Raw genomic sequence first — 26,073 nt, 5'->3', positions numbered from 1 at the left:
AGGTCTCACTGCAGCTTAAGGCTGAATTGCGATTGAGTGCGGAACAGGGCTGGCGGAACGATTGCGCGCTCAATCTTCGGGCGCATTCACGCAAAAACCGGTATCCACTCTTGCTGAATGTAAAGCCCTAGCAGAGTTCGACGCAAAGCGCGATCAGCAAAAGCGGCCCCCCGCTGCCTCGTTCACGCCTCTCACACACGATGACACCATGACCGCACCCAGTTTTATGGATTTGGCCCTGCAAGCGGCCGAAAACGCCGCGGAAGCCGGCGAAGTGCCGATCGGCTGCGTCATCGTGCTTAACAACGAGGTGATCGCCGCAGCAGGAAATCGCACCATTCGCGACAATGATCCCACCGCGCATGCCGAAATCCTGGCGATCCGGCAGGCCGCAGGCCAACTCGGCAGCCAGCGTCTGGGCGATTGCGACCTCTATGTCACACTGGAGCCGTGCACGATGTGCGCCGGGGCGATCTCCTTCGCACGGATCCGGCGGCTGTATTTTGGCGCGGCTGATCCGAAGGGTGGCGGCGTGGATTCCGGGGTGCGATTCTTTGCGTCACCAACATGCCACCACGCACCGGAAGTGTATTCCGCGGTGGGCGAAAGCCAGTCGGCAAGCCTGCTACGAGCGTTTTTTCAGCTTCGGCGCTAAATCCTGATCAGGATCGGCGGCCACTTCGACCTGCATCACTTCCTGGCCGTCTTCCCGGACGATGCAGACACGGCAGGTTTGATGCTGCGGTATCCCGCCAATCTCCTCGGCTATGCTTTGTCCCTGGGCAATGGCCTGAATGTCGTTGTCCAGCTCCAAGCCACTGTGATCGCGCTTGGTGATGCCGTTCTTCAGGTCAAAATAATAATGCGTCATGAGAACCCTCTGACGGACTTAATCGACGGTCGCCAAAGAAGTTCCAAGCGCTGAGGTTGAAACTTCGCGTGCAACATAAAGGGGTTGAAATTACCTTTTCGCCCGTTCCCGCGCCACCGCCTGCCAGCCGATGTCGCGGCGGCAAAAGCCCTCTGGCCAGTTGATCAGGCCGATCGCCTCATAAGCGCGGCGCTGCGCTTCGGCCACGGTCTTGCCCGAGGCGGTCACGTTGAGCACCCGCCCGCCATTGGCGAGAATCCAGTCGCCGGAGGCCTTGGTGCCGGCATGGAAGATCTCGACGCCTTCGATCCTGGCCGCGCGGTCCAGGCCTGCGATGCGGGTACCCTTTTCATAGTCGCCGGGATAGCCTTTGGCGGCCATCACCACCGTCAGCGCCGGATCGGGAAACCAGCGCAGGTCGAAATTCTTCAACTGACCATCGACCGAGGCGATCAGCGCCGGCAGCAGATCCGACATCAGCCGGATCATCAGCACCTGGGTCTCGGGATCGCCGAACCGGCAGTTATATTCGATCAACTTCGGGCCATCGTCGGTGATCATCAGCCCCGCAAACAGCACGCCCTTGTAGGGCGCGCCCATCGCACTCATCGCGCGCAGGGTCGGATAGATGATCTCGTCCATCGCGCGGGCGCACATCGCGTCGGTCATCACAGGCGCCGGCGAATAGGCACCCATGCCGCCGGTGTTGGGACCGTTATCACCGTCATACGCGCGCTTGTGATCCTGCGCGGTAGCCAGCGCCAGCGCGTGCTCGCCGTCGCACAGCACGAAGAACGAGGCCTCCTCGCCGACGAGGAATTCCTCGACCACGGCTTCCGCGCCGGCCTCACCGAAGCCGCCGCCCAGCATCATGTCGATGGCGTCCAAGGCGTCGTTGAGCGTCTCTGCGACGACGACGCCCTTGCCGGCCGCGAGGCCGTCGGCCTTGACCACGATCGGTGCTCCCTGGGCGCGGATATAAGTTTTGGCCGCCGCGGCATCGGTGAAGCGCTGATAGGCCGCGGTCGGGATGTTGTTGGCCTGGCAGAGGTCCTTGGTGAAGCCCTTGGAGCCTTCCAGCCTTGCCGCCGCCTTGCTCGGCCCGAACGCCTTGATGCCGGCCAAGGCAAGATCATCGACGATCCCCGCCGCCAGCGGCGCCTCCGGCCCGACCACCACGAAATCGACCTTGTGGGCGGCGCAGAACGCGATCACCGCGGCATGGTCGGCGACGTCCAGCGCCACGCATTCGGCCTCCTGCGCGATCCCGGCATTGCCCGGCGCGCACCAGAGCTTGGTGACCAGCGGCGAAGACGCCAGTTTCCACGCCAGCGCGTGCTCGCGCCCGCCGGAACCGAGAAGGAGAATGTTCATGAGACTGGCCGAACCGGGTTGAGGATCAGCGCAGGGTGTAGCCCCGGCCGGTGAAGCCCGCAATAACCGGCCGGGAAAACACACAGGCAGATCGGCTCAGACCGTCGCGGCGACGGCGGTCTGGGCCCGGTAGCTGCGCAGCAGCGCGATCGTCCAGCCAAGGAAATAGCCGGCACACGCTCCGGAAATCGCCTGCCCGGCCATCGCCACGTCGATGCCTATGTTCAGCTTCATCGCCGTCACCACCGCGACGGCGTATTGCAGCACGAACACCACGATGTTGCGGACCAGCGGCAGCACGCTGCCCGGGCGCCGGATGTAGCCGGTATCGCGGTCGATGGTGACGTTGCGAGGGCCGCTGTACAGCGCCAGCGCCGCCAGCAGGGTGGCGCTGACCAGCCAGACCACGAGCAGCTCAATCGATTTGCCGCCCAGCACCAGCCGGGAAAGCCCCATCAGGAAAAACACCGCCGGCACGATCAGCAGTCGGCGCAGCGGCTGCGAGCGCGGCCGCAGCGACAGGCAGCCCAGCCAGATCAGCAGGGCCAGCAGCACGAATACCCAGGGCGGCGTATGGACGAGAATGGCGATGACGGTCTGCATGTTCAACCTCCTCTGTCGGGTGCCCGGTTTCAATCAGTCGGTTGTGCCGCAATGATCTCGCGCAGCGTCGCGACATGGCGGGCAAAGGCACCCCGCCCTGTCGCTGTCGCGGCCACCGTGGTCTGCGGCTTCTTGCCGACAAAGGCTTTCACGACGGTGACATAACCGGCTTTCGCCAGCGTCTCGATATGAGCGCCGAGATTGCCGTCGGTGGCGCCGGTGAGTTTCTTCAGCCGGGTGAAGTCGAGCCCCTGCGGATCGGGCAGCGCGGTCAGCGCCGCCATGATCCGCAACCGTTGCGGCTGGTGGATAATATCGTCGAACTCGGCCATGTCAGTTCCGCCGCATCCAGAGCCCGCCGAGCAGCAGCCCGCCTCCGTTGACAACCGCCATCCACAGCTCGAACCAGTCGCCGGCAAAGAAGTAACCGAGCAGCGTCAGCGCTGTGATACCGAGCCCGATGGCCACGAAAGCATGGCCCAGCCACAGGCCGGCGATCGTATAGGCCAGCATAAAATAGATCGGCCAGAACGCACCGAGCTGGCGCGGCGTGAAATGCACTAGGCCCACGCTCCACAACAGGCCGAAGCCGAAGAACAACCCGAAGGCCAGCAACACCCTGGTGTCGAAGCCGTGAATGCCTGTGCGCCTTTTGCCGAAAGCACTGGCTGCGAACGAGGCGGCGACGCCGAAGAGATTGACCGCGACCCAGACATAGCCGGCCTGACGCGGCCAGCTCCAGGATACGACATTGCCGACCGCCGTCAGCGGCCCCCATAGCATCAGCATCATGCTGGAGAACTGGTAGATCCGCGATTGCCGAACGCGACGCGCGATGTCGTCGATATCAGACAGTGCGGCCGCGGCGTCCGAGCGATCGATGGTCATCGCGAACTCACTTCGAATTTGGCGACATCATCGGCAATCACTGACACGGCGCGGGGATCGCCGACAATGCCCATGTGATCGACGCCGTCGATGATCCGAACGACCGCGCGGCTGCCGAAGATCTCGCCGAACTTGTCGGAGACAATCAGCTCATCGGCGGCGCCCGAAATGACGGTGATGGGATGGCGTGCGGCCGCAAGATCAGTTCGAAAATCCCGCGAGGCCGCGAAATCGCGCATCAACCGGTACGAATATGTCGCGGTCAGCACGCTGCTGGAATTCGGCGGCACCGCGAAGACTATCGCGGGTAGCGATTCACCCAAGGAAATGCCCGCAGCGCGCAGCAACGACAGCGCGAGGAAGCGCGGAATATCCGCATTGGCCCAGCCGCCGGAATTTGGCCGGCTGCTCGGCGCAGCGTAGCCGAGATACGGTGCCAGCAGCACGGTGCGCGCAAACAGGTCTTGAATCTTGGAGCCCGCCATCCGCAGCACGAAGCCACCACCGGAGGAATGCCCCATCAACGTCAGCGGCGCCGCGGGGCTGGTCTTGCGAATCTGGGCGACAAGATCGGCCAGGTCGTCCTCCAGTTGGCCGAGATATCCGATATCCCCACGAGAGCCGGATTCGCCGTGGCCACGGATGTCCACGGCGTAGGTTTCGACTCCGCGTGCCGCCAGCGCCATCGACAGCATGTGACCGGCGCCGCGGCTGGACCCGGAGGAGCCGTGGACGTAGACGGCGATGCGATTCACTGTGGGGGCAATGGCGGGATAGTGCCGATAGGCCAGCGCCGTGCCGTCACGAGCCTGGAACCGCGCTGTCGCCGGCAATGCACTGAAATCCTGCGATTTTCGTGCGTTAGAGATCGACTTCAGTTCCGGCAGGGGATCGAGCGGCCAGGCGATCATGCCAGCCAGCAGCAACGCAAGGAGCCCGGCAGCAGCCAGTGCCCCGAACAGGATACGGAAACCGAAAGAGAAGATCGTCGCGGCCATGAGCAGCCTCCTGCTGAAAACCTTAATTACAGTTAACTCTGTATTACAGAGTAATCTGTAATTCAAGCCACGATTGGCGTTCCCTGCGCGAAATCCTTAAACTTGCCGGCAAAGCCGAAAGCCGAGAATCGATGCCGAAGACGCCCGCCGCCCTGACCAACTCGTCCGAACTCACCGTCACCGAACTGTCGTCGGCGCTGAAGCGGACGGTTGAGGACGCCTATGGCCATGTCCGCGTGCGCGGCGAAATCTCCGGGTTTCGCGGGCCGCACTCGTCCGGTCACTGCTATTTCGCGCTGAAGGACGAGGGCGCCAAGATCGAGGCGGTGATCTGGAAGGGCGTCCACGGCAAGATGCGGTTCAAGCCGCAGGAGGGGCTGGAGGTCATCGCCACCGGCAAGCTGACGACCTATCCCGGCTCTTCGAAATACCAGATCGTCATCGAGGCGATCGAGCCGGCGGGCGTCGGCGCGTTGATGGCCCTGATGGAAGAGCGCAAGCGGAAGCTCGGCGCCGAGGGCCTGTTCGACGAGTCGCGAAAACAGCTTCTGCCGTGGCTTCCCGAGGTCATCGGCGTCGTCACCTCCCCCACCGGCGCGGTGATCCGCGACATCCTGCACCGCCTCGCCGACCGTTTTCCGCGACGGGTGCTGGTGTGGTCGGTGAAGGTGCAGGGCGAAGGCTCCGCCGAGCAGATCGCCGCCGCCATCCACGGCTTCAACGCCTTGCCCGAGGGCGGCCGGATTCCCCGGCCGGATTTGCTGATCGTGGCGCGCGGCGGCGGCTCGCTGGAGGACCTGTGGTCGTTCAACGAAGAGATCGTGGTCCGCGCCGCCGCCGAGAGCATGATCCCGCTGATATCAGCCGTCGGCCACGAGACCGACATCACGCTGATCGATTTCGCGTCCGACAAGCGCGCGCCGACGCCGACCGCGGCCGCCGAAATGGCGGTGCCGGTGCGCGCCGAACTGTTCGTCGAGATTTCCGGCTATGAGCGCCGCATGATGCTGTGCTGGCAGCGCGGCCAGGAGTCCCGCCGCAACGAATTGCGCGCCGCGACGCGCGCGCTGCCGGGCCTGAGTGAATTGCTGGCGATCCCGCGGCAGCGGCTTGACGGCGCCGGCGCCGCGCTCCCGCGCGCGCTGAAGGCCAACACGCACGCGCATCACCGCCGCTTCGCGCAGGCCTCGGCTGGCCTCACCTTGCGCGTGCTGCGCGCGCAGATTTCGCAGGCGACGCATCGCTTCACCGTATCCGGCGAACGGCTGACGCTGTCGTCGCGCGCTCTTCTGCGGCAGCGCCGCGATCGCTTTGCCGGGCTGGAAGTGCGGTTAAAGGCCTCGAAATCCGCCAATGCGCAGGCGCAGCGCAATGCCATCGCGAGGGACAGCGAGCGCGCGTTGCGACTGGCCGAGCGCGCGCACCGCGCGCTGGCGACGATCGTTCTGCGGCAGCAGGCCCGCGTGCTGGCCTCCGGGCAGTTACTGGCGGCGCTGTCGTATCGCAGCGTGCTGGCCCGCGGTTTCGCACTGGTGCGCGACGTCGATGGCGCGGCGCTGCATGCGGCGACAAATATCGGCCCCGGCGCGCGCCTCAGCCTCGAATTCGCGGATGGACGCGTGGGCGTGACGGCAGATATGGACAGGGCAACGGTAGCGCCGCGGGAGGCGAAAGCCGCCGCGCCGAAGCGCGTGGCGAAGCCGGTCGATCAGGGGACGCTGTTCTGAGCGTCCGCGGAATCGGAACCCGCTTTAACCAGCGACGTCCCATCCCCATTTGTGCTAGGAAACCTCGAACTTACCTGCCCGGCTGCGGCCGGGCGATCCAAGGATACCTCTTGTGCTGAACAAATTCGGCCCCTCCGGCAGCGGCCAGGCGCAGCTGCAATATCTCGACGGCGATTTCCGGGTGATGTCGCCCGGCACCTTCGTGAATTGCGCCATCACCGGCGAACGGATACCGCTCGACGAGCTGAAATACTGGAGCGTCGATCTGCAGGAAGCCTATGCGGTCCCTTCCGCGGTGCTGCAGCGGCATTATCCCGGCGCGCTGAAGGCAAATTGATACCACTTCTCTCCGCGTCTTCGCGTAGGGAAAGAAGCGAGTCTGGCCGAGACGACGTCACATCCTGAATTTCGTCGCTCTTGCGCTATGGAGCCGTTCGCTCACAAACGCCCGCCATGCGGCGGTTTCATCGAATGCCAGCGTCACCGCAAACGACACGATACTTCCCGCACCCGGCATGGTGCGCAGCTTGACCATGTCTTTTTCCGTCGTCACCAGCGTCAGCGCCTCGCGCTCGGCCCACGCGACCAGCGTGGTGATGTCATCTTCCGCATAGGCATGATGATCCGGAAAGCCCTTCTCCGCGACGACATCCACGCCCGCATTGCGCAGCGTGCGAAAGAACCTTTGGGGATCACCGATCCCGGCAAAGGCCAATGCGCGGTTGCCCTGCAAGGCAGCCAGCGAAGCGTCGTCCGGCGTGAGTTGCGCGCAAAACACCGGCGCATTTCTGGCAGCGACCAATGCGGCGACATGATCCGCCGCCGTGCCGTTGCCGACGATCACCAGCGCGTCGGTGCGCGCAACCTGCAGATCGAGCGGCGCGCGCATCGGGCCTGCCGGCAGCACGCGGCCGTTGCCGAGGCCGCGGTCGCCATCGATGACGATGATCGAAGCATCCTTCGCCACCGCCGGATTCTGGAAGCCGTCGTCCATCACGATCACGCTCGCCCCGGTCGAACGCGCGAGCGCTGCGCCCGCAACGCGATCGCGCGAAATCACCACCGTCACGTCACGCGCCATCATCAGCGGCTCGTCGCCAACCTCCGACGCGCGGTGCCTGGAGACATCGACTTTCACCGGCCCCTTAAGACTGCCGCCATAACCGCGGCTTAACACCACCGGGGTCTCGCCGATCTCGCGCAGCAACGCGACCAGCGCCAGCGAAGTGGGCGTCTTGCCGGCGCCGCCGACGTGATAGTTGCCGACACACAAGACAGGAATGCCGACCGTAACGCCCGTGCGCGCCATCCGGCTGCCGGCGATCTCGCCATAGATCGCGGCGAGCGGCATCAGCAGGCGCGACAGCCACGTTGACGGCGGCTGCCAGAACGCCGGCTCACGCATCGTGCGTCCCCATCTCCAGCCGCATTTGCAGCAAATAGGGCTCGAGCGCCGCCAGCGTACGCTCCAGCGCACCGCCGAGCCGCGCCACCACCTCTTCGGCCGCATCGATCGAAGCCTGGCGCGCGGCGGTGTCGCCGAGCATCAGGCCGAGCTGCTTGACCAGCTGCTCCGGGGTCTCCGCCAGCCTGGCGCCGCCGGCGGCATCGAGCGCGGCGAACACGTCGGTGAAGTTGAACACATGCGGGCCGTGCACGATGGAGGCACCGAGCTTCACCGCCTCGATCGGGTTCTGCCCGCCATGCGGCACCAGCGAGCCGCCCATGAACACCACCGGCGACAGCCGGTAAAACAAACCAAGTTCGCCCATCGTGTCTGCGACATAGATATCGGTGACCGCGGTGGGCAATTCCTCGCGCGAACGCAACGCGACCTGCGCGCCCGACACCGCGATCATCGCCGCGATCGCCTCGCCGCGATGGGCATGGCGCGGCACGATCACCGTCAGCAGCCCCGGGAAGAAGCCCGCCAGCGTGCGGTGAGCCTGAAGCAGGATCTCCTCCTCGCCGGGATGCGTCGACGACGCCACGATCACCGGGCGGCCTCTCGTCACCGACGCCAGCTTCTCAAGCTTGGCGGAATCGACCGGCGGAGCAGACACGTCGAGCTTGAGGTTTCCGGTGACGCGAACGTTGCGCGAGCCGAGCGCTGTGAAGCGATCGGCGTCGGTGTCGGATTGCGCGAGGCAGAGATCGAAACGGCCGAGCAACGCGCCGATGGTCGCGGAAAACTTCTGCCAGCGCGGAAACGACCGCTGCGACATCCGGCCGTTGATCAGCACCATCGGCACCCGGCGGCGCGCGGCGGACATCACCAGATTCGGCCAGATGTCGGATTCGATGAACAGCGCCAGATCAGGCTGCCAGTGATCGAGGAAGCGCGCCACGAAGGCCGGCGAGTCATAGGGAATGTATTGGTGGATGATATCGGCCGGGAAACGCCGGGCGACGATATCAGCCGATGTCACGGTGCCCGAGGTCAGCAGAATGCGGAAGCCGGAGCCGCGCAACCGCTCGATCAGCGCCGCTGCCGCCAGCACCTCGCCTACACTGGCGCCGTGGATCCAGACCAGTGGTCCCGCGGGCCGCATGATGACTGAAATGCCGCGGCGTTCATCGGTGCGCGCCGGGTCTTCCTTGTTCTGCTTCAGCCGCTTCCGAATCAGCATCGGCGTCAGCGGCGACAGCGCCGTCGACAGCCGGCGATAGACGCGCAACGTCATCGGCAAACTAGCCATGACCGGCCTCTTCCGGCCGGCCCACGGCGATGTAGGCCCGCCGCGTAGCGTCGTTCAGCGAGGCTTCGAGTTGCAGCCGCAGCGTTTCCATCATCGCCCGGTCGGCATCGCGCGGCACGCTGAGCGGTTCGCCGCCGATCAGCACGCCGCGGCCGAACGGCATGTTGATGGTGGTGCGGTCCCAGTTCTTGAGCTGGATGAAGCGACTGGTGGCCATCGCAAACGGCATAATCGGCCGTCCGCTCTCGCGCGCCAGCATGATGATGCCGAGCCCGGCGACGCGCGAGCGCTTCGGTACGTCGGCGGTCAGCGCCATGTTGATGCCGTCCGCCAGCGTGCGCACCATCTCGTTGAATGCACCGACGCCGCCCTTGCGGTGGAATGCGCCGCCGTGATCGCCGGAGCCCCGGATGGTGCCGATGCCGAGGCGTTTGGCGGCGAGCGCATTGAACTCGCCATCGCGGTGCCGCGAGATCAGCACCCGGCCCTGATAGTCCTTGCGCTTGATGAACGGCGTCATGAAGTGCTGACCGTGCCAGAATGCCAGGATCACCGGCATCTCCGGTTCGACGATGTCATAGACATTCGGCGGATCGAGCGTGAACTTGTTGGTCTTCCAGACCAGACGCAGAAATTCAGCCGCGAGGAAACCCGCAGCACGCTGTACCCAGCTGCTGCGCAGCGCGTTTCGGAGCAGTCGCTTCAATTGGCAGGCTTTGTATCTTGGCTGGGGTCAAGCAGGCGATGCAAATGGACGATGAAGTAGCGCATGTGCGCATTGTCGACCGTCTGTTGCGCCTTGGCCTTCCAGGCCGCGAAGGCGCTCGCGTAGTTAGGATAGTAGCCGACGGTCTCGACCTGGCTCAGATCCTTGAACGTGGTGCCCCTGAGATCGGTCAGTTCGCCGCCTATGACCAAATGAAGCAGTTGCGGCTGCGTATTGTCCGACATGAGTGTTCTTCCTGCAGCTGACCGGCTGGGATCAGATCGATGTGAATGAGGTCGCGAGATCGACTAGGTCAGCGGTGCCGAATTTGCTCGACGATATGGGCATGCCGTTCGGCCCCCGCTGCGACCAGCAACCCGTGAGTGACTTCCCGACGGTTGTATAGGATGGGACCGCCGGAAAGCTCGGTCATCCTACCATTCGCTTCGTGCACGATCAAATCGGCCGCCGCAAGATCCCAGTCGCGGCTCTGGCCGGCGGCAAAGGCGGCGTCGAGCTTGCCGTTGGCCACCCAGCACAGCCGCAGCGCCAGCGAGCCGATTCGCGGATACAGGGTGATGTCCTGCCGCGGCGCGGCCAGCCGCTCGACCAGCGGCTTCGGCCCGGCGATGCGTGGAAAATCGAGCGCAGTGCCTGTGCTGGCGCGGATCGGCGCATCGTTGCAAGTGGTGCCCTGTCCGCGCACGGCGAAGAAGAACTCATTGGTGGTCGGCGCGAATACCGCCGCCAGCAGCGGCCTGTCATTTTCAACCAGAGCGACGCTGACACACCAGTCCTCGCGCCCTGCGAGATAGCCGCGGGTGCCGTCGATCGGGTCGATGATCCAGGTCAGGCGCTTGCCTAGTCGCGATTCGTCATCGGCGCTTTCTTCCGACAGCCAGCCGTAATCCGGCGTGGCCGCCTGCAGCCGGGACTGGATCAGGTCGTTGACCGCGATGTCGGCTTCCGAGACCGGCGACGACTCGCCCTTGGTCCACACCTTCAGTGTGGTCCGAAACATGGACAGCCCGAGCGCGCCGGCGTCGCGCACCGTCTGCTTGAGCAGCGCGATCTCGCGCGCCGGAATGTCGGCGCGCGCGTGCACCTCAGCGTCCGGCAATCGTCAGCCCCTCGATCCGCACGGTCGGCGCGTTGACGCCGTAGCGGAACTGAAGATCGTTGGCCGGCTGCAGCGACTTGAAGATATCGAACAGGTGGCCGGCGATGGTGATCTCACTCACCGCATAAGTGAGCTGGCCGTTCTCGATCCAGAACCCGCCGGCGCCGCGGCTGTAATCGCCGGTGACGCCGTTGACGCCGGAGCCGATCAGGTCGGTGACGTAGAAGCCTTCCTTGATGTCAGCGATCAGCTCGGCCGGGGTCGGCTCGCCCGCCTCCATATGCAGGTTGTACGCGCCGGGCGACGGCGACGACGACACGCCGCGATGGGCGTGGCCCGTGGTGGTCATGCCTAGCTCGCGCGCGGTGGCGCAGTCCAGCAGCCACGTCGTCAGCACGCCCTCGTCGATGATCGCGAGCTTCTTCACCGCGACGCCTTCGGCATCGAAGGACTGCGAGCGCAAGCCGCGCACGCGCAAGGGATCGTCTATGATGCGGATGTTGCTGTTGAATAGCTGCTGGCCGAGGCTGTCCTTGAGGAAGCTGGTCTTGCGCGCGATCGAGGCGCCGTTGGCGGCACCAACGATGTGACCGACCAGCGTGTTCGACACGCGCGGATCGAATACCACCGGCACCTTGCAGCTCGCCACCTTGCGCGGATTGGCGCGCGCTACGGTGCGCTCGCCGGCAAGCTTGCCGACGCTGGCCGGCGACTCCAGATCGGACGCATGCAGCGCCGAGGTGTAGGCGTAGTCACGCTCCATATTGGTGCCTTCGCCGACGATCGCGGTCATCGAGATGCCCTGGCTCGATCGCAAATAGGCGCCGTGGAAGCCGGTCGAGGTCACCAGCACCATGCCGCCAATGCCGGTCGAAGCGGACGCGCCGGAAGATTTGGTCACGCCCCTGACGGCGAGCGCGGCTTCCTCGGCTTCCACCGCGCGGCGCTCAAGTTCTTTCACCGACGGCGTGACGGGATCGAGCAGATCGAGTTTCGGAAAATCGCGCGCCAGCAGATCGGGATCGGCGAGGCCGACATATTCATCGTCGGGTGCAACGCGCGCCATCGCCACCGCGCGTTCGGCGAGAACCGCGACATTGTCGCCGGACACATCATTGGTCGAGACCACCGCCTGCCTTCGTCCGACGAATACCCGCAAGCCTACATCGTCGCCTTCGGAGCGTTCAGAGGATTCCACCTTGCCGTCGCGCACTTCGACACCGTGCGAGACGCCGCGCACTGCGACCGCATCCGCCGCATCGGCGCCTGCGCGTTTCGCTGCCTCGACGAGACGATGGGCCAGCGTCGAAAGCGCGGACTGGTCGAGCAGATCTGAATTGTCGGATTTCAACGAAGATGCGTTTGGTGAAGAGATCACGAACAAAATCCCAACGTTTTGAGGGGTGGTCTGGGGGCACGGATGCGGGGGTCGCTGGCGCAAAGATGTGCTTGTCGGACAAGGACTTCAAGCATGCGGGGCCAATAAAGCCAACGAATTTTCGGGAATTGCGCAAGGTCTCGTCAATCATGTCCCGCAGGCTTTCGTCAATCATGCGGGCGAATGCAGGACCGGTTGGATTCGATTAACCAGCCTTTTTAAGCGCTTTCCACGCTCCGTCTGGCAAGGTCCAGCCATCGACCGAAAGCATAATTTCGGCGGGGAGATAAAATCTTGAGGCATCAAACAGTAGCTACAGGCGGGGCCTTCCCCGCAGGGTCGAGCAGCGCATTGCGGCTCGACCCCCACTCGCTACCGGTCCTCTTCGATGCGCACGATCAACGTGCGGATGGCAGCGTCCGGCATATCGAACTGCATCGCGAACGCGTCGTTCTGCACCGTGCCTTGCGCGGCATGCGGATGGCGATCAACGTCCGCGTCAGCGACTTTCTCGGCGTCGCCGTGCGCGGCCTCGACGACGCAAAGATGCTGGTGCTCGCACATCGCGATCCCGCGCTGTCGATCCCGCTATGCGTCAGTGCAGATCGGGTCGAGATCGACACGGCGTGGCAGATGTGGAGCGCAATCTTTGGATTGCCGCAACTGCCGGAAGAGAAGGTCCGTGAACCCGCGCCGCGCCGTCGCCGCCACAACGCGATCCGCGAACGCCGTCCGAAATTCCTGGTACGCCGCCGCGCCGGTGGCCTGCTCGGCGACGCCGGCCTGTATCACGGCGAACGCGAAATCATCGCGCGGGATTGATCTTTCTTTGCCGCGTCGCCCCCTCTACGTGTCGTCCCTGCGAACGCAGGGACGACACGTAGAGGGGGCTTACCCCGTCCGCATCACTGCATTCACCAGCAGCGCCGCGAACAGCAGCAGCCCGGCGTCGCGGTTGGATTTGAACACGCGCAGGCACAACGCGGAATCGCGGATATCGACGCGCAAAATCTGAGAGGCCAGATGCGCGGCAAACGCCGCAAGTCCGATCCATGCCGGCCACTGCGCGCCGGCCGAGGCCAACGCACACCCGATCAGCAGAACGGCAAGGCCATAGAACACCACCAGCGCCGCTTGCGTTCGCGCGCCGAACAACAGCGCTGTTGACTTGATGCCGATCATCGCGTCGTCTTCGGCGTCCTGATGGGCGTAGATGGTGTCGTAGCCGATCACCCAGGAGATCGAGCCCGCATAGAGCAGGAGTGCCGCGGCATCGATGCGACCGAACTGCACGGCAAAGCCCATCAGCGCGCCCCAGGAGAACGCCAGACCGAGCACGGTCTGCGGCCAGTAAGTGATGCGCTTCATGAACGGATAGGCGGCGACTATCAGCAACGAGGCGACGCCTGTGGCTATCGCAAAGCTGTTGAACTGAACCAGAATGATCAACCCGACGAGCGCCTGCAGCACCAGAAACACCGCGGCCTGCTTCACGCTCACCTGCCCGGCCGGGATCGGCCTCGACCGGGTGCGCTCAACCTTGTCGTCAAGGTCACGGTCGGTGATGTCGTTCCAGGTGCAGCCCGCGCCGCGCATCACGAACGCGCCGATGAAGAACATCACGACGGACCACGGCAGTTGGCGCAAATCATGCGCGACGCCGGCGGCCAAAGCCGCCGACCACCAGCACGGCATCAGCAGAAGCCAGGAACCGATCGGCCGGTCGAACCGCGCCAGCCGGAGATAAGGCCGCGTCCACAGCGGGGCTATGCGATCGACCCAGTTGCCAGTCGCATCCGCAACGCGGGTGGTCGCGTCGCTCATCGGAAGACGTTCATCGGGTCAGCACATTGCCATTCAGCGTATCGAAGGTAGTGCCGCCGTTCTTCTTGGCGGTATTGGCTTCGGGCAATGCGGCCGAGGAGCCCAGCACGTCGCTGAGCCGCGGCGCGATCGGGCCCTGCCGCTGCTGCTGGGAGGCGACGTTGCAGACCTTCTGGCGCATGCCTTCGGTATTCTTGTGGCCAGTCTTCATCTGCTGCGAAACCGACGGCGGGATGCCGCACTTCTGCGCATTGCTCTCGATATATTTGATCATCCTGGTTTCGCTCTGCGCGAAGGCGGAGATCAGCTTGCAGGCCTCCTCCGGCGCCGCCTTGCGGTCGCTGGCGGCCTTGATCGCGGCGCCGCGCTTTTCGGCGTCCTGACGCAGCGGCATGAAGCCCTTCATACAGTCTTCGCCGCCGGGCGGGCCCGCCTGTTGCGGCGGCCCACCGAAGCCACCACCGCCCACCGGCGGCGCGCCATTCGACGGAAAGGCGCTGGGCGCGGACCCGTTCACCGGGGGAAATGCCGAGGCATTGGCCGGCGCGCCGTTGACCGGCGGAAACGGCGACGCGCTGGCCGGGGCCGCAGCCCCGTTCGGCAGCGGTGCGGGAAACGCGCCCTGGGCATGAACCTGGATGCCCTGCATGGCGAATAACGCCAGGCTCAGCGGCATAATCAAACGACGGATGCTCACGAAAATTCCTCCGGCGGGTTCAAATTCCCCACGCTCATGGATGTTGCCATCCCGATTCAGGGCTTTTTACGATTCCTGCCGGCCCTTAACAACCCGTGGAATTTGGCGACAGCACGGCGTAAACGACGAAAATCGCTGATAAATCGTCGCAGCTGCGCTAAAGCTCGCCGCCCACTGGAACATAAACGATGCCGCAAGCCGATTTTCGCAGCCCCCGCCTGTTCGTCGATGCGCCGCTGGCCGCCGACGCCACACTGGCTCTCGACCGCAACCAGAGCAATTACCTCGGCAACGTACTGCGGCTCGCGGCGGGCGCCTCGGTGTTGGTGTTCAACGGCCGCGACGGCGAATGGCAGGCGGCGATTGCCGGCGGCAAACGGCCGGACCGGCTGACGCTGCTGGCCCGCACCCGGCCGCAGGACGCCCTGCCCGACGTCACTTATGTGTTCGCGCCACTGAAGCACGCCCGGCTGGATTACATGGTGCAGAAGGCCATCGAGATGGGCGCCGCCGCCTTGCAGCCGGTGATGACGCGCTACACCCAGGCCAGCCGGGTCAACACCGAGCGGATGCGCGCCAATGTGGTGGAAGCCGCCGAGCAATGCGGCATTCTCAGCGTCGCCGCGGTCCATGAGCCGCAGGCTTTGGTCAAATATCTCGATGCGCGTGACGGCGGCCGGCTGCTGATTTTCTGCGACGAGGCCGCGGAAGTGGCCGATCCCTTGGCCGCGCTGGCCGGCGCCCGGCAGGCCGCCACCGCCGGAATGGACGTCCTGATCGGCCCGGAAGGCGGTTTTGCCGAGGAAGAACGCGCGCTGCTGCTGCGCCAGCCCAGCATTTTGCGGCTGGCGCTCGGCCCGCGCATCATGCGCGCCGACACCGCCGCGGTGGCGGCGCTGGCGCTGGTGCAGACCGCGCTGGGAGACTGGAACGGCCATTGAGACGACAGGCGAGGGTCGAAGGGCCGGTTAAGCCACTTCGCAAAGAAGGTCGAAACGTCGCAATAGCCATGCTAAGGCCTGCGCCGACCGAGAGTTTCACTGGATTGCTGGACTGACGATGACCAAGACCGCCGCCGCTCGTGCGACCGGATCCGCCGCTTGGGCGGATGCGCTGCTGTTGTCCTTTGCCGAGGCCGGCTACCATCTGGCCGAACCGGCGATCCTGCAGCCCGCCGAGCCGTTCCTCGACCTTTCCGGCGAGGACATCCGCAAAAGCCTGTATCTGACCACCGACGCCACCGGCGAGGAGCTTTGCCTGCGCCCGGACCTGACGATCCCCGTGGCGCGCGATTACCTTGCCTCCCCGCGCGCCGGGCAGCCGGCCGGGTTCTGCTATCTCGGCCCGGTGTTCCGCTATCGCAACGGCGCGGCCTCCGAATTCCAGCAGGCCGGCATCGAATCCTTCGGTCGCACCGACCGCGCCGCCGCCGACGCCGAAATGCTGGCGCTGGGACTGGAAGCCACCGCCGCCTTCGGCCTCACCGATATCGACATCCGCACCGGCGACGTTGCTTTGTTCACGGCCCTGATCGACGCGCTCGACCTCTATCCGGTGTGGAAGCGCAGGCTGATCAAGGATTTCAACCGCAAGGGCGATCTCGAAATGGATCTGAGCCGGCTGACGCTGGCCGAGGCTCCGGTCCGCAATGAATATGAAGGCGTGCTGGCCGCGCTCGCCGGCTCCGACCGTAAGGCGGCGCTGGCCCTGGTTACTGACCTGATGTCGATCGCGGGCGCCACCAATGTCGGCGGCCGTTCGGTGGCGGAGATTGCCGACCGCTTTCTCGAACAGTCCACCTTGAAGGGCGGCGCGCTGCCGCGCGATGCGCTGGGGATCATCAAGGCGTTCCTCGCCATCGCCGGCAATCCGACCGACGCCTTGAAGCAGTTGCGCACGCTCGCCGCCGACGCCAGGCTCGACCTCAACGTTGCGATCGACGAGTTTGAGAGCCGGATAGGCTTCATGGCGGCGCGCGGCCTCGACACCGCGAAGATGCGGTTCTCGACCTCGTTCGGCCGCGGCCTCGATTACTACACCGGCTTCGAATTCGAGCTACACCGCAAGAGCAAAGGCGTCGAGCCGCTGGTCGCCGGCGGCCGCTATGACGGCCTGCTCGGCCAGTTGGGATCGGTCACGGCGATCCCCGCGGTCGGTTTCTCGATCTGGATTGAAGCTTTGACACAGGTTCGCCGCGACGCCGCCGCAACCGGATCCGCCGGGAGCACCGCATGACCAGTCCCTTCGTTCTCGCTGTTCCATCCAAGGGCCGGCTGCAGGAAAATGCCGAAGCGTTCTTCACCCGCGCGGGTCTCACGCTGGCGAAGCCGCGCGGCGCCCGCGACTATCGCGGCACCATCGCTGGGCTCGACAATGTCGAGATCGCGTATCTGTCCGCAAGCGAGATCGCCTCAAATCTGGCGCGCGGTGCGGTGCATCTCGGCATCACCGGCGAAGACCTGCTGCGCGAAAGCATTCCCGATGCCGACAAGAAGGTGGCGCTGATCGAGGGCCTCGGCTTCGGCAGCGCCAATGTCGTGGTTGCAGTGCCGCAGGCGTGGATCGACGTCCGCACCATGGCCGACCTCGACGATGTCACCACCGGCTTTCGCGCGCAGCACAACCGCCGCATGCGCGTCGCCACCAAATACATCAATCTGACGCGTAACTTCTTCGCCAAGCATGGCGTGGTCGACTACCGCATCGTCGAGAGCGCCGGCGCCACCGAAGGCGCACCGGCCACCGGCGCTGCGGAGATGATCGTCGATATCACCACCACCGGCGCAACTTTGGTCGCCAACGGCCTCAAGGTTCTCGACGACGGCGTCATCCTGCGCAGCCAAGCCAATCTCGTCGCCTCACGCGACGCCGACTGGAACGAGAGCGCGCGTGAGACCGCCAGCACCATTCTCGACCACATTGCCGCGCGCGCCCGCGCCAGCAAGTACAAGGAAGTCCGCACCCGCTTTGCCGGCTGCGACCAGGCGCTGCTCACCGAGGCGCATAGCCGCTTCGGCGTGGTGTCGCCGTTCGGCGGTCCGACTTCTTCGGGCATGATCACGCTGCACTGCCCGCCAGCGCAGCTCTACGCGCTCGGAAGCTTCCTGCGCCAGCACGGCGCCGATACGGTATCGGTGGCTTCGCTGGAATATGTCATGGACCGCGAGAACCCGCTGTTCGCCAAGCTCGAGGCCTTCTTGCGGCAGTAGGGCACATCGCGACGCTGGCGACAGCGCGCCGGCATTGCCATATATTGCAGATGAACCGGGTATTAGGATCTGATCGATGATGCTGGGCAGCGACGTTTCCGGTCTGTCGACCAACGCAGCCACTGCCGCCGCGCAGGGGCTGTCGATCGTCGTGCCCGTTTATAACGAGGCGCCCGGACTCGCGATCTTCCATGACCGGCTCAACACGCTCGCCGAGACGCTGAAGCAGCGCCACGGCCTGAATTGCGAAGTGGTCTATGTCGATGACGGCTCGGCCGACGGCACGCTCGGCATCGCGCGCACGCTGACCGCCACCGCGCTCGATGTGCAGGTGGTGTCGCTATCGCGCAATTTCGGCAAGGAAGCTGCCCTGATGGCCGGGCTCGACCACGCCACCCGCGGCGCCGTGCTGTTTATGGATGGTGACGGCCAGCATCCGCCGACGCTGGTGGAAACGCTGGTCGGGCACTGGATCGATGGCGGCTTCGACGTCGTCTACACCGCGAAAGCGCACCGCGACGACGAGTCCTTCCTGCGCCGCCAGGCCGTGCGCGGCTTCTACAAGCTGATCAACTGGGGCGCGCGAGCGAAGATCCCGGCAGACGCCGGCGACTTCCGCCTGCTGTCGCCACGCGCGGCGGCCGCCTTGCGGCAACTGCCGGAGCGCAACCGGTTCTTCAAGGGCCTCGCCACCTGGATCGGCTTCAAGCAATTGCGCGTCGACTACGAGCCGGCGGCGCGCGAGCACGGCGTCACCTCGTTCAACCCGCGGCAATTGATCGGCCTGTCGATAGAGGGCCTGACCTCGTTCTCAGTGGCGCCGTTGCGTTTCGCCAGCATGTTCGGGTTGCTGCTCGCGGTCGGCGCATTCCTGTTCGGCTTGTCGATCCTGTGGGAGACCTGGATCACCGGCAAGTCGGTGCCCGGCTATCCGTCGCTGGTGGTCGGCCTGATGACGATCGGCGGCGTGCAGCTCCTGATGATCGGCATCGTCGGCGAATATATCGGCAAGATCCTGTCCGAGCTGAAGGCGCGGCCGATCTACTTCGTCGCCGAACACAGCGTGAAACGCGCGCCTGAAAACACCGCGGTGAGCACGACCGACCGGACCGCCGCCGAATGACGGTCGATGCGCCGCGCCGGATCTGGCTGTGCGCCGACGACTACGGCATCAGCCCCGGCGTCAACAAGGGCATCCGCGAACTGATCGAACAGGGCCGCCTCAACGCCACCTCGGTGATGGTGGTCGGCCCCGCGATCGGCCGCGACGAGATCGCGGCGCTGCAAGACGCCGTGGCGAAGAATGCGAGCTGCGCGATCGGCCTGCACGCCACGCTGACTGCGCCGTTTCATCCGGTGACGATGCATTACCGGCCGCTGCGTGACGAGCAATTCCTGCCGCTCGGCCACATGCTGCGCAACAGCCTGCTGCGGCGGTTCGATCCCGAGATGATCCGCGCCGAACTGGCCGCACAGATCGCGACCTTCATCACATTGTTCGGTCGGCCGCCGGCCTATGTCGATGGCCACCAGCATGTGCAGATATTCCCGCAGGTGCGCGATGCATTTCTGACCGCGGTAAAGGCTGGCGCGCCGCAGGCGTGGGTGCGGCAGTCCGGCCGCCTGCAGAAGCTTTCGCAGCGCCTCGACAAGCCCAAGGCGCTGCTGCTCGATACGCTGAGCGCCAGTTTCCGCAAGCGCGCGACGCGCGCCGGCGTCTCCTTCAATCCCGGCTTTGCCGGCGCCTATGACTTCGCCGGCGTGTCGGATTTCGGCGTGCTGATGGCTGGCTTCCTGCAGGGGCTGCCGGACGGGGGATTGATCATGTGTCACCCCGGTTACGTCGATGACATCCTGGTCAGCCTCGATCCGTTCACCGACCAGCGCGCCCGCGAACTGGCCTATCTCGGCAGCGACGACTTTGCACGGCTGCTCGATGCACAGCAGGTCACGCTGGCCCGTTAGGCCCTCGCAGGTCGATTTGCCGCATACGGAAATTTAATCCGGCCGGCACTTATTGCGACACAAAGCGTCACTACATCTGGCACGCGCCATTCACGAGGCGCGCGAAGACGGAGGACGCTATGACACCGCAAGAACGCCAGTTGGTTGACGATCTCTTCGACCGGCTCAACAAGGTCGAGACCGCCCCGCGCGATCCCGATGCGCTGGCCGCGATCGCCGATGGCCAGCGCCGTGCGCCCAATGCGATCTACGCGCTGGTGCAGACCGTGCTGCTGCAGGACGAGGCCCTGAAGCGCGCCCATGAACGTATTACCGAACTGGAAGGCAACGGCGCGCCCGAACAGGCGCCTGCCGGCGGCTTCCTCGATTCAATGCGCGACGCGCTGTTTGGCCAGAGCCCGGGCCAGACCCCGCCACAATCGCGCGGCTCGGTGCCAAACGTGCGCCCCGGCGAACCCAGCCGCGCCGCCTGGAACACCGGACAGGTGATCGGCCAGCCGCAGCAGGCTGGTTATGGGCAGCAGGGCCAATACGGTCAGCCGCCGATGGGCCAGCAGGCCCCGCAGGCCGGCCGCGGCGGTTCGTTCCTCGGCACCGCGGCCGCGGCCGCGGCCGGCATGGTCGGTGGCTCTCTTCTGCTCAACAGCATCAGCGGGATGATGGGCGGCAAGCAGCAGGGCTTTGGCAGCAGCGCCAATGCCAGCGAGAGCAAGAGCCCGTGGAGTTCGGACTCCTCCGGCGGCGATCTTGCCAAGGATGCCGGCGTCAATGACATAGGCAACTCGTCCGCCCAGCGTTCCGGCTCCTACGACCAGGCCCAGGCCGATATCGACCAGGACCAGGATCAGGACCAGGACGACCACGACGACATGGACATGGACTCCGACGACTTCGGCGGCGACGACGACAGCAATTTCGCCTGAGCGCGATTTCGGTACACAACGAAAACGGCCGCTCTCGCGAGCGGCCGTTTCTGTTTTGAACTTCCGTGTCCGGACGCGACCGAACTAGATCACGACCACCTTGGCGCCTACATTGACGCGGCCGTAGAGGTCGATGACGTCTTCGTTTCGCATGCGGATACAGCCGGAGGAGACGTTGGTTCCGATCGTCCACGGCTCGTTGGAGCCGTGGATGCGATACAGCGTTGTGCCGAGATACATCGCGCGCGCGCCGAGCGGATTTTCCGGCCCGCCTTCCATGTGGCGCGGCAGGTCGGGACGGCGCACCAGCATTTCCTTCGGCGGCGTCCATGCCGGCCATTCCTTCTTCGCGGTAATCGTCTTCACGCCGGCCCAGGTGAATCCGGGCTTGCCTACGCCGATGCCGTAGCGCATCGCGCGGCCGTTGCCCTGCACCAGAAACAGGAATTTGCTGGGCGTATCGACGACGATGGTGCCGGCGCTTTCCTTGCCGGAATACTCCACCATCTGCGGCTGGTACATCGGATCCATCGCGGGGCGCGCCGCATCGATCGTCTCATCGGGCTGCCGCATGCTCTGCTGCGGATCCATCGGTGGCAGCATGCCGCGGCGCGGCTGATAGGTCGGCTGCTGATACGACTGGCCTTGCGGTCCATCGCTAAACAGGAATTCGATAAAGCCGCCGCCCATGCGCGGCCGCTCCGCATAGGCCGTGCGCTGAACGACGGCACGCGGCTCCGGCTGGTCGGCGTAGTACACGCGCGGCTCGGCAACGTTGTCAGCGGAGTCGAACGCCGCGGCTTGAGAAATGCCGGCGCCCAGGAAGGACGCGCTGGCAAGAAAGACAACAGACCATTTTCTGAACATCGACGTACTCTGCACTGTTTCGTCGTGACACGCCCTCACGCGAGGAGCGCTTTGCAGGATCGACTTAAGGTTAAAATCGCCTCGGTTTGGTAAATGCAGCAGGCGTTTCGATTCACCACGTCGTCAGACACGCCGGTTCTTGGTAGTAGCGTTTATTTTTGCTGAACGCGCGACGTGCATGGTTAATTGATAGTATCAACTTCAAGACACAAAGTTCCCGTTGTGAACCCCGCGTTAAACTGATGCGTCTAGACAGGGGCATTACTTGAATCGTTGGGGGCCCATAATGTCTGTCCGTCGCAAGCGCTTTCGTATTGAAGAAGTCACCCTCGGCATCACGCCGATTCCGTCCGATATCGAAAGCGAAGTGCCGATGCATCACGAGATCATGACGGAGCTGCGCGCGATCCGCTCGCAGATGGCCGCTCCGCACCGCAACGCCGTCAGCGATCAGGTCAGCGCCACCGCCGACGAACAGGTCGCCGAAGCGCAGGCGCTGCTGGCGACCTACCGCGCGCAGATCGAGCAGTGCGAAAAACTCAAGATCGAACTCGACCTGATCCACGACGCGATTACCCGCACCAAGCAGGAAATTGCCGTGCTGCACGGCAAGAGCTTTGAAGGCGACGAAATGGCCAAGGTCAACGGCGAACTCGGCGCCGTCGTCGGCGGGACCGAGGAAGCCACCCAGCTGATCCTCGCCGCTGCCGAAGGCATCGACAGCGCCTCCACCGCGCTCGCCAAGGTGACCTCACCCGACCAGCACAAGCAGCTGCTCGAAGAAATCCAGGACAACGTCGTGGCGATCTTCGAGGCCTGCAACTTCCAGGACCTCACCGGCCAGCGCATCAGCAAGGTGATGACCACGATGAAATTCATCGAGAACCACATCACCAACATGATGGACATCTGGGGCGGCGTCGACGCCATCAAGGCGCACGCGCCGCCAATCGTCGATGAGCGCGAAGGCGATGACCGCCTGCTCAACGGCCCCAAGCTCGACGGCGACATCGGACACGCCTCGCAGGACGATATCGACGCGATGTTCGGCTAGGCGACACCACGGGTGTCATTCCGGGATGTACTTCAGACGGCGGAGCCGGCTGCAGTGCAGACCCGGAACCCCAAGATGTCCTGAACATCTATGGGTTTCGGGTTCGCTCGCAGCTCGCGCTGCTTTCGCCCTCAGGGGCGCCAATTGGCGCGCCGGGGAATGACAAAGAAAAAAGGCGCGTCCCTCAGGACGCGCCTTTTCGTATCGTCTCTGTAATCCCGTTACGCCTTCGGAGCGCAGCGGACGTAGACCATGTTGCCGTAGCGAACCGCGGCGTCCTTATCGATGAAGCGCGTCACCAGGATGCGGCCGTCGAACGAGACGATCTCGCGGTCCTTCTCGCCGCCGGCAGGGCCGGACGGGCCGATGTAGTTCTTGCCACTCGGGCTGCCCTTCAGGCGCAGTTCCTGCGGCGTGGCCTCGTCGGCCAGATGCATGATGACGCCGCCGGAAGTACCGGCGCTGATGATGTAGGGCTGCTTGCACTGGCCGCGCGCGGCGTTTTCGGTGCGAACGCGGTCGTTCGGGTTCATGTAGGACGCCAGGCCCCAGCGGCCGATGATCTCGTCAGCGCGAATCGAGGCCGGCATTTCCGGCGCCGGCGGAGGTTCGGCCTCAATCGCCGGTTCCGACCGGCCGAAGCCGCCAAATCCGCCGCCGAAGCCGTTGAAGGAGCCGCAACCGCCCAGCATCAGCGCCAGAGTAGAGGCGATGCCCAATTGGGCAACCGTGCGGACGTGGCGTGACCTATTCATAGCATCCCCTAAACGACATTTCCTGGCCGCCATCCCGCGGCCAAGCGCAAACTTGTCGGAGCGATGAGGTCGATCAATGACGCCCATCTGCCGATATGGTTTCCAGACCATCTCATAATGACCCTAGCAAGGCCTTAAGGCCTCGCCTTGACAGCAAATCCGTCTGGCCATATTCCCGAACGCTCATTTAGCACTCCCGCGACCAGATTGCTAAGAAAGCTGAAGATCTGCCGCAGCGCACTTCGGCCGGACCCGGCACCGGGCCCGCGGTAGCTTCCGACCCTCAAACCCGACCCAGAGGAAATCCCATGGCCAAGACCAAATTCCGTCCGCTGCACGACCGCGTCGTCGTCAAGCGCATCGACGCAGAGACCAAAACCAAGGGCGGCATCATCATCCCGGACAGCGCCAAGGAAAAGCCCCAGGAGGGCGAAGTGGTCGGCGTCGGTCCCGGCGGCCGCGACGAAGCCGGCAAGCTGATCCCGATCGACATCAAGGTCGGCGACAAGGTGCTGTTCGGCAAGTGGTCGGGCACCGAGATCAAGCTCGATGGCCAGGAGCTCCTGATCATGAAGGAGTCCGACATCATGGGTGTTCTCAACTAATCACGCCGGGGCGCGCCCCGCGCGCTCCGCCGTCACTTTATCTCAACAACAGGAGCCATCATGGCCGCCAAGGACGTTAAATTTTCCGGAGACGCGCGCGATCGCATGCTGCGCGGCGTCGATATTCTCGCCAACGCCGTCAAGGTCACGCTCGGTCCCAAGGGCCGCAATGTCGTGATCGAGAAGAGCTACGGCGCTCCCCGCATCACCAAGGACGGCGTCACCGTCGCCAAGGAAATCGAGCTTGAGGACAAGTTCGAGAACATGGGCGCGCAGATGCTGCGCGAAGTCGCCTCCAAGACCAACGACACCGCGGGCGACGGCACCACCACCGCCACCGTGCTCGCCCAGGCGATCGTCCGTGAAGGCGCCAAGTCGGTTGCCGCCGGCATGAACCCGATGGACCTCAAGCGCGGTATCGACATCGCGGTTGCCGCCGTCATCAAGGACATCACCAAGCGCGCCAAGCCGGTCGCCTCGACCGCTGAAGTCGCCCAGGTCGGCACCATCTCTGCCAACGGCGACGCCGCCATCGGCAAGATGATCGCCCAGGCGATGCAGAAGGTCGGCAATGAAGGCGTCATTACCGTCGAAGAGAACAAGGCGCTCGAGACCGAAGTCGAGATCGTCGAAGGCATGAAGTTCGACCGCGGCTATCTCTCGCCCTACTTCGTCACCAATGCCGAGAAGATGACCGTCGAACTCGAGGACGTGTACGTCCTGCTGTACGAGAAGAAGGTCTCCAGCCTGCAGGCGATGCTGCCGGTGCTCGAAGCTGTGGTTCAGAGCGGCAAGCCGCTGTTGATCATCGCCGAGGACGTCGAAGGCGAAGCGCTCGCCACCCTGGTCGTCAACCGCCTGCGCGGCGGCCTCAAGGTCGCGGCCGTCAAGGCACCGGGCTTTGGTGATCGTCGCAAGGCGATGCTGGAAGATCTGGCGATCCTGACCGGCGGACAACTGGTTTCGGAAGACCTCGGCATGAAGCTGGAAAGCGTCACGCTGGCGATGCTCGGCCGCTGCAAGAAGGTCGTGATCGACAAGGAAAACACCACCATCGTCAACGGCGCCGGCAAGAAGGCCGCGATCGAGGCACGCGTCAACCAGATCAAGGCGCAGGTCGAGGAAACCACCTCGGACTACGACCGCGAGAAGCTGCAGGAACGTCTGGCCAAGCTGGCCGGCGGCGTTGCAGTGATCCGCGTCGGCGGCGCGACCGAGATCGAAGTGAAAGAGAAGAAGGACCGCGTCGATGACGCGCTCAACGCAACCCGTGCAGCTGTCCAGGAAGGCATCGTGCCGGGCGGCGGCGTCGCCCTGCTGCGCGCCAAGAAGGCCGTTGGCCGTCTTTCCAACGACAACTCCGACATCCAGGCCGGCATCAACATCGTGCTGAAGGCGCTGGAAGCCCCGATCCGCCAGATTGCGGAAAACGCCGGTGTCGAAGGCTCGATCGTGGTCGGCAAGATCCTGGAGAACAAGTCCGAGACCTTCGGCTTCGACGCCCAGAACGAAGAGTATGTCGACATGGTCGCCAAGGGCATCATCGACCCCGCCAAGGTGGTTCGCACCGCTCTGCAGGATGCGGCCTCCGTGGCCGGCCTGCTGGTGACCACCGAAGCCATGGTCGCCGAACTGCCGCGCGACGCAGCCCCGGCGATGCCGGCTGGCGGCGGCGGTATGGGTGGCATGGGCGGGATGGGAGGCATGGGCTTCTAAGCCCATCCTTCGCAACCGCAACGATGATCGAAGGCCGCCTCCGGGCGGCCTTCTTTTTGCCGGATGCGAATGGACCTTTCGCGTGCCGGCGTGT

Annotated in this window: 29 protein-coding genes; 13 read left to right on the top strand and 16 right to left on the bottom strand. The window is 64.6% G+C overall.

Features of this window, described 5'->3' with window-relative positions:
• Positions 1–208 precede the first annotated feature (208 nt).
• A complete protein-coding gene (locus JWQ24_RS26360; protein ID WP_299814907.1) occupies positions 209–655 on the top strand; it encodes a nucleoside deaminase in 447 nt (148 codons plus the stop codon).
• On the opposite strand, the gene JWQ24_RS26355 is transcribed toward JWQ24_RS26360, so the two are convergent.
• The 6 genes from JWQ24_RS26355 to JWQ24_RS26330 form a co-directional block, all read right to left on the bottom strand.
• The gene (locus JWQ24_RS26355) at positions 626–871 is read right to left on the bottom strand and encodes a hypothetical protein (RefSeq protein WP_299814863.1); all 246 of its coding nucleotides are present in this window, start codon (positions 869–871) and stop codon (positions 626–628) included. The two genes, JWQ24_RS26360 and JWQ24_RS26355, sit on opposite strands and share 30 nt — an antisense overlap.
• A 90-nt stretch (positions 872–961) precedes the next feature.
• On the bottom strand, positions 962–2,245 hold the full coding sequence (purD, locus tag JWQ24_RS26350; RefSeq protein WP_299814860.1) for a phosphoribosylamine--glycine ligase: 1,284 nt from the start codon (positions 2,243–2,245) through the stop codon (positions 962–964).
• 96 nt (positions 2,246–2,341) lie between these two features.
• Entirely contained in the window at positions 2,342–2,848 is a 507-nt protein-coding gene (locus JWQ24_RS26345) for a DUF6622 family protein (protein WP_299814857.1), read from the bottom strand.
• A 29-nt stretch (positions 2,849–2,877) separates the two neighbouring features.
• Complete coding sequence (locus JWQ24_RS26340) at positions 2,878–3,180, bottom strand: transcriptional regulator (RefSeq protein WP_299814853.1); 303 nt, start codon at positions 3,178–3,180, stop codon at positions 2,878–2,880.
• Between the two features lies 1 nt (position 3,181).
• Positions 3,182–3,736 carry a hypothetical protein gene (locus JWQ24_RS26335; protein WP_299814850.1) on the bottom strand — a complete coding sequence of 185 codons (555 nt, stop codon included), beginning with the start codon at positions 3,734–3,736 and terminating at the stop codon, positions 3,182–3,184.
• Positions 3,733–4,734: an alpha/beta fold hydrolase gene (locus JWQ24_RS26330; RefSeq protein ID WP_299814847.1), complete on the bottom strand. Its 1,002-nt coding sequence runs from the start codon at positions 4,732–4,734 to the stop codon at positions 3,733–3,735. Before JWQ24_RS26330 ends, JWQ24_RS26335 begins: the two co-directional genes overlap by 4 nt.
• A gap of 131 nt (positions 4,735–4,865) precedes the next feature.
• Between JWQ24_RS26330 and xseA the strand changes: the two genes are divergently transcribed.
• Both xseA and JWQ24_RS26320 read left to right on the top strand, forming a co-directional pair.
• The gene (gene xseA, locus JWQ24_RS26325; RefSeq protein WP_299814846.1) at positions 4,866–6,461 is read left to right on the top strand and encodes an exodeoxyribonuclease VII large subunit; all 1,596 of its coding nucleotides are present in this window, start codon (positions 4,866–4,868) and stop codon (positions 6,459–6,461) included.
• A gap of 112 nt (positions 6,462–6,573) precedes the next feature.
• Positions 6,574–6,798 carry a DUF2093 domain-containing protein gene (locus JWQ24_RS26320; RefSeq protein WP_299814843.1) on the top strand — a complete coding sequence of 75 codons (225 nt, stop codon included), beginning with the start codon at positions 6,574–6,576 and terminating at the stop codon, positions 6,796–6,798.
• Positions 6,799–6,855: 57 nt separating this feature from the next.
• On the opposite strand, the gene lpxK is transcribed toward JWQ24_RS26320, so the two are convergent.
• The 6 genes from lpxK to JWQ24_RS26290 form a co-directional block, all read right to left on the bottom strand.
• On the bottom strand, positions 6,856–7,866 hold the full coding sequence (gene lpxK / locus JWQ24_RS26315; protein WP_299814840.1) for a tetraacyldisaccharide 4'-kinase: 1,011 nt from the start codon (positions 7,864–7,866) through the stop codon (positions 6,856–6,858).
• The gene (locus JWQ24_RS26310; protein ID WP_299814837.1) at positions 7,859–9,160 is read right to left on the bottom strand and encodes a 3-deoxy-D-manno-octulosonic acid transferase; all 1,302 of its coding nucleotides are present in this window, start codon (positions 9,158–9,160) and stop codon (positions 7,859–7,861) included. Before JWQ24_RS26310 ends, lpxK begins: the two co-directional genes overlap by 8 nt.
• The gene (locus JWQ24_RS26305) at positions 9,153–9,866 is read right to left on the bottom strand and encodes a lysophospholipid acyltransferase family protein (protein WP_299814834.1); all 714 of its coding nucleotides are present in this window, start codon (positions 9,864–9,866) and stop codon (positions 9,153–9,155) included. Before JWQ24_RS26305 ends, JWQ24_RS26310 begins: the two co-directional genes overlap by 8 nt.
• Positions 9,863–10,111 (bottom strand): DUF4170 domain-containing protein, encoded by a 249-nt coding sequence (locus JWQ24_RS26300; protein ID WP_299814831.1) that lies wholly within the window; start codon positions 10,109–10,111, stop codon positions 9,863–9,865. Before JWQ24_RS26300 ends, JWQ24_RS26305 begins: the two co-directional genes overlap by 4 nt.
• 68 nt (positions 10,112–10,179) lie before the next feature.
• Positions 10,180–10,986: a 3'(2'),5'-bisphosphate nucleotidase CysQ gene (locus tag JWQ24_RS26295; RefSeq protein ID WP_299814828.1), complete on the bottom strand. Its 807-nt coding sequence runs from the start codon at positions 10,984–10,986 to the stop codon at positions 10,180–10,182.
• Positions 10,973–12,364 (bottom strand): TldD/PmbA family protein, encoded by a 1,392-nt coding sequence (locus JWQ24_RS26290; RefSeq protein ID WP_299814825.1) that lies wholly within the window; start codon positions 12,362–12,364, stop codon positions 10,973–10,975. The genes JWQ24_RS26295 and JWQ24_RS26290 overlap by 14 nt, the downstream gene beginning before the upstream one ends.
• 294 nt (positions 12,365–12,658) lie before the next feature.
• Between JWQ24_RS26290 and JWQ24_RS26285 the strand changes: the two genes are divergently transcribed.
• Positions 12,659–13,186, top strand: coding sequence for a DUF6101 family protein (locus JWQ24_RS26285; RefSeq protein WP_299814822.1), 528 nt, complete (start codon positions 12,659–12,661; stop codon positions 13,184–13,186).
• 69 nt (positions 13,187–13,255) lie between these two features.
• Here JWQ24_RS26285 and ubiA read toward each other — a convergent pair whose 3' ends face one another.
• Positions 13,256–14,188 (bottom strand): 4-hydroxybenzoate octaprenyltransferase, encoded by a 933-nt coding sequence (gene ubiA / locus JWQ24_RS26280; protein WP_299814819.1) that lies wholly within the window; start codon positions 14,186–14,188, stop codon positions 13,256–13,258.
• Positions 14,189–14,198: 10 nt separating this feature from the next.
• Complete coding sequence (locus JWQ24_RS26275) at positions 14,199–14,864, bottom strand: hypothetical protein (RefSeq protein WP_299814904.1); 666 nt, start codon at positions 14,862–14,864, stop codon at positions 14,199–14,201.
• 209 nt (positions 14,865–15,073) lie between these two features.
• Here JWQ24_RS26275 and JWQ24_RS26270 point away from each other — a divergent pair, with 209 nt between their 5' ends.
• The 6 genes from JWQ24_RS26270 (at position 15,074) to JWQ24_RS26245 (ending at position 20,982) form a co-directional block, all read left to right on the top strand.
• Complete coding sequence (locus JWQ24_RS26270; protein ID WP_299814816.1) at positions 15,074–15,826, top strand: 16S rRNA (uracil(1498)-N(3))-methyltransferase; 753 nt, start codon at positions 15,074–15,076, stop codon at positions 15,824–15,826.
• A 118-nt stretch (positions 15,827–15,944) separates the two neighbouring features.
• Positions 15,945–17,120: an ATP phosphoribosyltransferase regulatory subunit gene (locus JWQ24_RS26265; RefSeq protein ID WP_299814813.1), complete on the top strand. Its 1,176-nt coding sequence runs from the start codon at positions 15,945–15,947 to the stop codon at positions 17,118–17,120.
• Positions 17,117–18,094 (top strand): ATP phosphoribosyltransferase, encoded by a 978-nt coding sequence (hisG, locus tag JWQ24_RS26260; RefSeq protein WP_299814810.1) that lies wholly within the window; start codon positions 17,117–17,119, stop codon positions 18,092–18,094. The genes JWQ24_RS26265 and hisG overlap by 4 nt, the downstream gene beginning before the upstream one ends.
• A 76-nt stretch (positions 18,095–18,170) precedes the next feature.
• A complete protein-coding gene (locus tag JWQ24_RS26255; protein WP_299814807.1) occupies positions 18,171–19,217 on the top strand; it encodes a glycosyltransferase family 2 protein in 1,047 nt (348 codons plus the stop codon).
• The gene (locus JWQ24_RS26250; protein WP_299814804.1) at positions 19,214–20,059 is read left to right on the top strand and encodes a ChbG/HpnK family deacetylase; all 846 of its coding nucleotides are present in this window, start codon (positions 19,214–19,216) and stop codon (positions 20,057–20,059) included. Before JWQ24_RS26255 ends, JWQ24_RS26250 begins: the two co-directional genes overlap by 4 nt.
• Positions 20,060–20,178: 119 nt before the next feature.
• Complete coding sequence (locus tag JWQ24_RS26245; protein ID WP_299814801.1) at positions 20,179–20,982, top strand: DUF2076 domain-containing protein; 804 nt, start codon at positions 20,179–20,181, stop codon at positions 20,980–20,982.
• Between the two features lie 84 nt (positions 20,983–21,066).
• On the opposite strand, the gene JWQ24_RS26240 is transcribed toward JWQ24_RS26245, so the two are convergent.
• Positions 21,067–21,849 carry a L,D-transpeptidase family protein gene (locus tag JWQ24_RS26240; RefSeq protein ID WP_299814798.1) on the bottom strand — a complete coding sequence of 261 codons (783 nt, stop codon included), beginning with the start codon at positions 21,847–21,849 and terminating at the stop codon, positions 21,067–21,069.
• A gap of 286 nt (positions 21,850–22,135) precedes the next feature.
• Here JWQ24_RS26240 and JWQ24_RS26235 point away from each other — a divergent pair, with 286 nt between their 5' ends.
• Positions 22,136–22,903, top strand: coding sequence for a protein phosphatase CheZ (locus JWQ24_RS26235; RefSeq protein WP_299814795.1), 768 nt, complete (start codon positions 22,136–22,138; stop codon positions 22,901–22,903).
• Between the two features lie 221 nt (positions 22,904–23,124).
• Here JWQ24_RS26235 and JWQ24_RS26230 read toward each other — a convergent pair whose 3' ends face one another.
• The gene (locus tag JWQ24_RS26230) at positions 23,125–23,658 is read right to left on the bottom strand and encodes a hypothetical protein (RefSeq protein ID WP_299814792.1); all 534 of its coding nucleotides are present in this window, start codon (positions 23,656–23,658) and stop codon (positions 23,125–23,127) included.
• A gap of 308 nt (positions 23,659–23,966) precedes the next feature.
• On the opposite strand from JWQ24_RS26230, the gene JWQ24_RS26225 reads away from it, so the two are divergent.
• Both JWQ24_RS26225 and groL read left to right on the top strand, forming a co-directional pair.
• Entirely contained in the window at positions 23,967–24,263 is a 297-nt protein-coding gene (locus tag JWQ24_RS26225; RefSeq protein WP_299814789.1) for a co-chaperone GroES, read from the top strand.
• Between the two features lie 60 nt (positions 24,264–24,323).
• Positions 24,324–25,979 carry a chaperonin GroEL gene (groL, locus tag JWQ24_RS26220; RefSeq protein WP_299814785.1) on the top strand — a complete coding sequence of 552 codons (1,656 nt, stop codon included), beginning with the start codon at positions 24,324–24,326 and terminating at the stop codon, positions 25,977–25,979.
• Positions 25,980–26,073 lie beyond the last annotated feature (94 nt).

It is taken from the genome of Tardiphaga sp., assembly GCF_028290495.1.
Taxonomy (GTDB): domain Bacteria; phylum Pseudomonadota; class Alphaproteobacteria; order Rhizobiales; family Xanthobacteraceae; genus Tardiphaga.
Note: the sequence above shows the minus strand (reverse complement) of the source record. Positions and strands in the feature narration are given on the sequence as shown.

What these genes read in the sequence shown, in the direction of transcription:
- groL (WP_299814785.1), top strand. Translation starts at nt 24,324, where the DNA reads ATGGCCGCCAAGGACGTTAAATTTTCCGGAGACGCGCGCGATCGCATG.
- JWQ24_RS26345 (WP_299814857.1), bottom strand. Translation starts at nt 2,848, where the DNA reads ATGCAGACCGTCATCGCCATTCTCGTCCATACGCCGCCCTGGGTATTC.
- JWQ24_RS26240 (WP_299814798.1), bottom strand. Translation starts at nt 21,849, where the DNA reads ATGTTCAGAAAATGGTCTGTTGTCTTTCTTGCCAGCGCGTCCTTCCTG.
- JWQ24_RS26275 (WP_299814904.1), bottom strand. Translation starts at nt 14,864, where the DNA reads ATGCCGCTGAGCCTGGCGTTATTCGCCATGCAGGGCATCCAGGTTCAT.
- JWQ24_RS26265 (WP_299814813.1), top strand. Translation starts at nt 15,945, where the DNA reads ATGACCAAGACCGCCGCCGCTCGTGCGACCGGATCCGCCGCTTGGGCG.
- lpxK (WP_299814840.1), bottom strand. Translation starts at nt 7,866, where the DNA reads ATGCGTGAGCCGGCGTTCTGGCAGCCGCCGTCAACGTGGCTGTCGCGC.
- JWQ24_RS26360 (WP_299814907.1), top strand. Translation starts at nt 209, where the DNA reads ATGACCGCACCCAGTTTTATGGATTTGGCCCTGCAAGCGGCCGAAAAC.
- JWQ24_RS26355 (WP_299814863.1), bottom strand. Translation starts at nt 871, where the DNA reads ATGACGCATTATTATTTTGACCTGAAGAACGGCATCACCAAGCGCGAT.
- JWQ24_RS26270 (WP_299814816.1), top strand. Translation starts at nt 15,074, where the DNA reads ATGCCGCAAGCCGATTTTCGCAGCCCCCGCCTGTTCGTCGATGCGCCG.
- JWQ24_RS26310 (WP_299814837.1), bottom strand. Translation starts at nt 9,160, where the DNA reads ATGGCTAGTTTGCCGATGACGTTGCGCGTCTATCGCCGGCTGTCGACG.
- hisG (WP_299814810.1), top strand. Translation starts at nt 17,117, where the DNA reads ATGACCAGTCCCTTCGTTCTCGCTGTTCCATCCAAGGGCCGGCTGCAG.
- JWQ24_RS26230 (WP_299814792.1), bottom strand. Translation starts at nt 23,658, where the DNA reads ATGAATAGGTCACGCCACGTCCGCACGGTTGCCCAATTGGGCATCGCC.
- JWQ24_RS26300 (WP_299814831.1), bottom strand. Translation starts at nt 10,111, where the DNA reads ATGTCGGACAATACGCAGCCGCAACTGCTTCATTTGGTCATAGGCGGC.
- JWQ24_RS26250 (WP_299814804.1), top strand. Translation starts at nt 19,214, where the DNA reads ATGACGGTCGATGCGCCGCGCCGGATCTGGCTGTGCGCCGACGACTAC.
- JWQ24_RS26255 (WP_299814807.1), top strand. Translation starts at nt 18,171, where the DNA reads ATGATGCTGGGCAGCGACGTTTCCGGTCTGTCGACCAACGCAGCCACT.
- purD (WP_299814860.1), bottom strand. Translation starts at nt 2,245, where the DNA reads ATGAACATTCTCCTTCTCGGTTCCGGCGGGCGCGAGCACGCGCTGGCG.
- JWQ24_RS26235 (WP_299814795.1), top strand. Translation starts at nt 22,136, where the DNA reads ATGTCTGTCCGTCGCAAGCGCTTTCGTATTGAAGAAGTCACCCTCGGC.
- xseA (WP_299814846.1), top strand. Translation starts at nt 4,866, where the DNA reads ATGCCGAAGACGCCCGCCGCCCTGACCAACTCGTCCGAACTCACCGTC.
- JWQ24_RS26340 (WP_299814853.1), bottom strand. Translation starts at nt 3,180, where the DNA reads ATGGCCGAGTTCGACGATATTATCCACCAGCCGCAACGGTTGCGGATC.
- JWQ24_RS26225 (WP_299814789.1), top strand. Translation starts at nt 23,967, where the DNA reads ATGGCCAAGACCAAATTCCGTCCGCTGCACGACCGCGTCGTCGTCAAG.
- JWQ24_RS26245 (WP_299814801.1), top strand. Translation starts at nt 20,179, where the DNA reads ATGACACCGCAAGAACGCCAGTTGGTTGACGATCTCTTCGACCGGCTC.
- ubiA (WP_299814819.1), bottom strand. Translation starts at nt 14,188, where the DNA reads ATGAGCGACGCGACCACCCGCGTTGCGGATGCGACTGGCAACTGGGTC.
- JWQ24_RS26330 (WP_299814847.1), bottom strand. Translation starts at nt 4,734, where the DNA reads ATGGCCGCGACGATCTTCTCTTTCGGTTTCCGTATCCTGTTCGGGGCA.
- JWQ24_RS26335 (WP_299814850.1), bottom strand. Translation starts at nt 3,736, where the DNA reads ATGACCATCGATCGCTCGGACGCCGCGGCCGCACTGTCTGATATCGAC.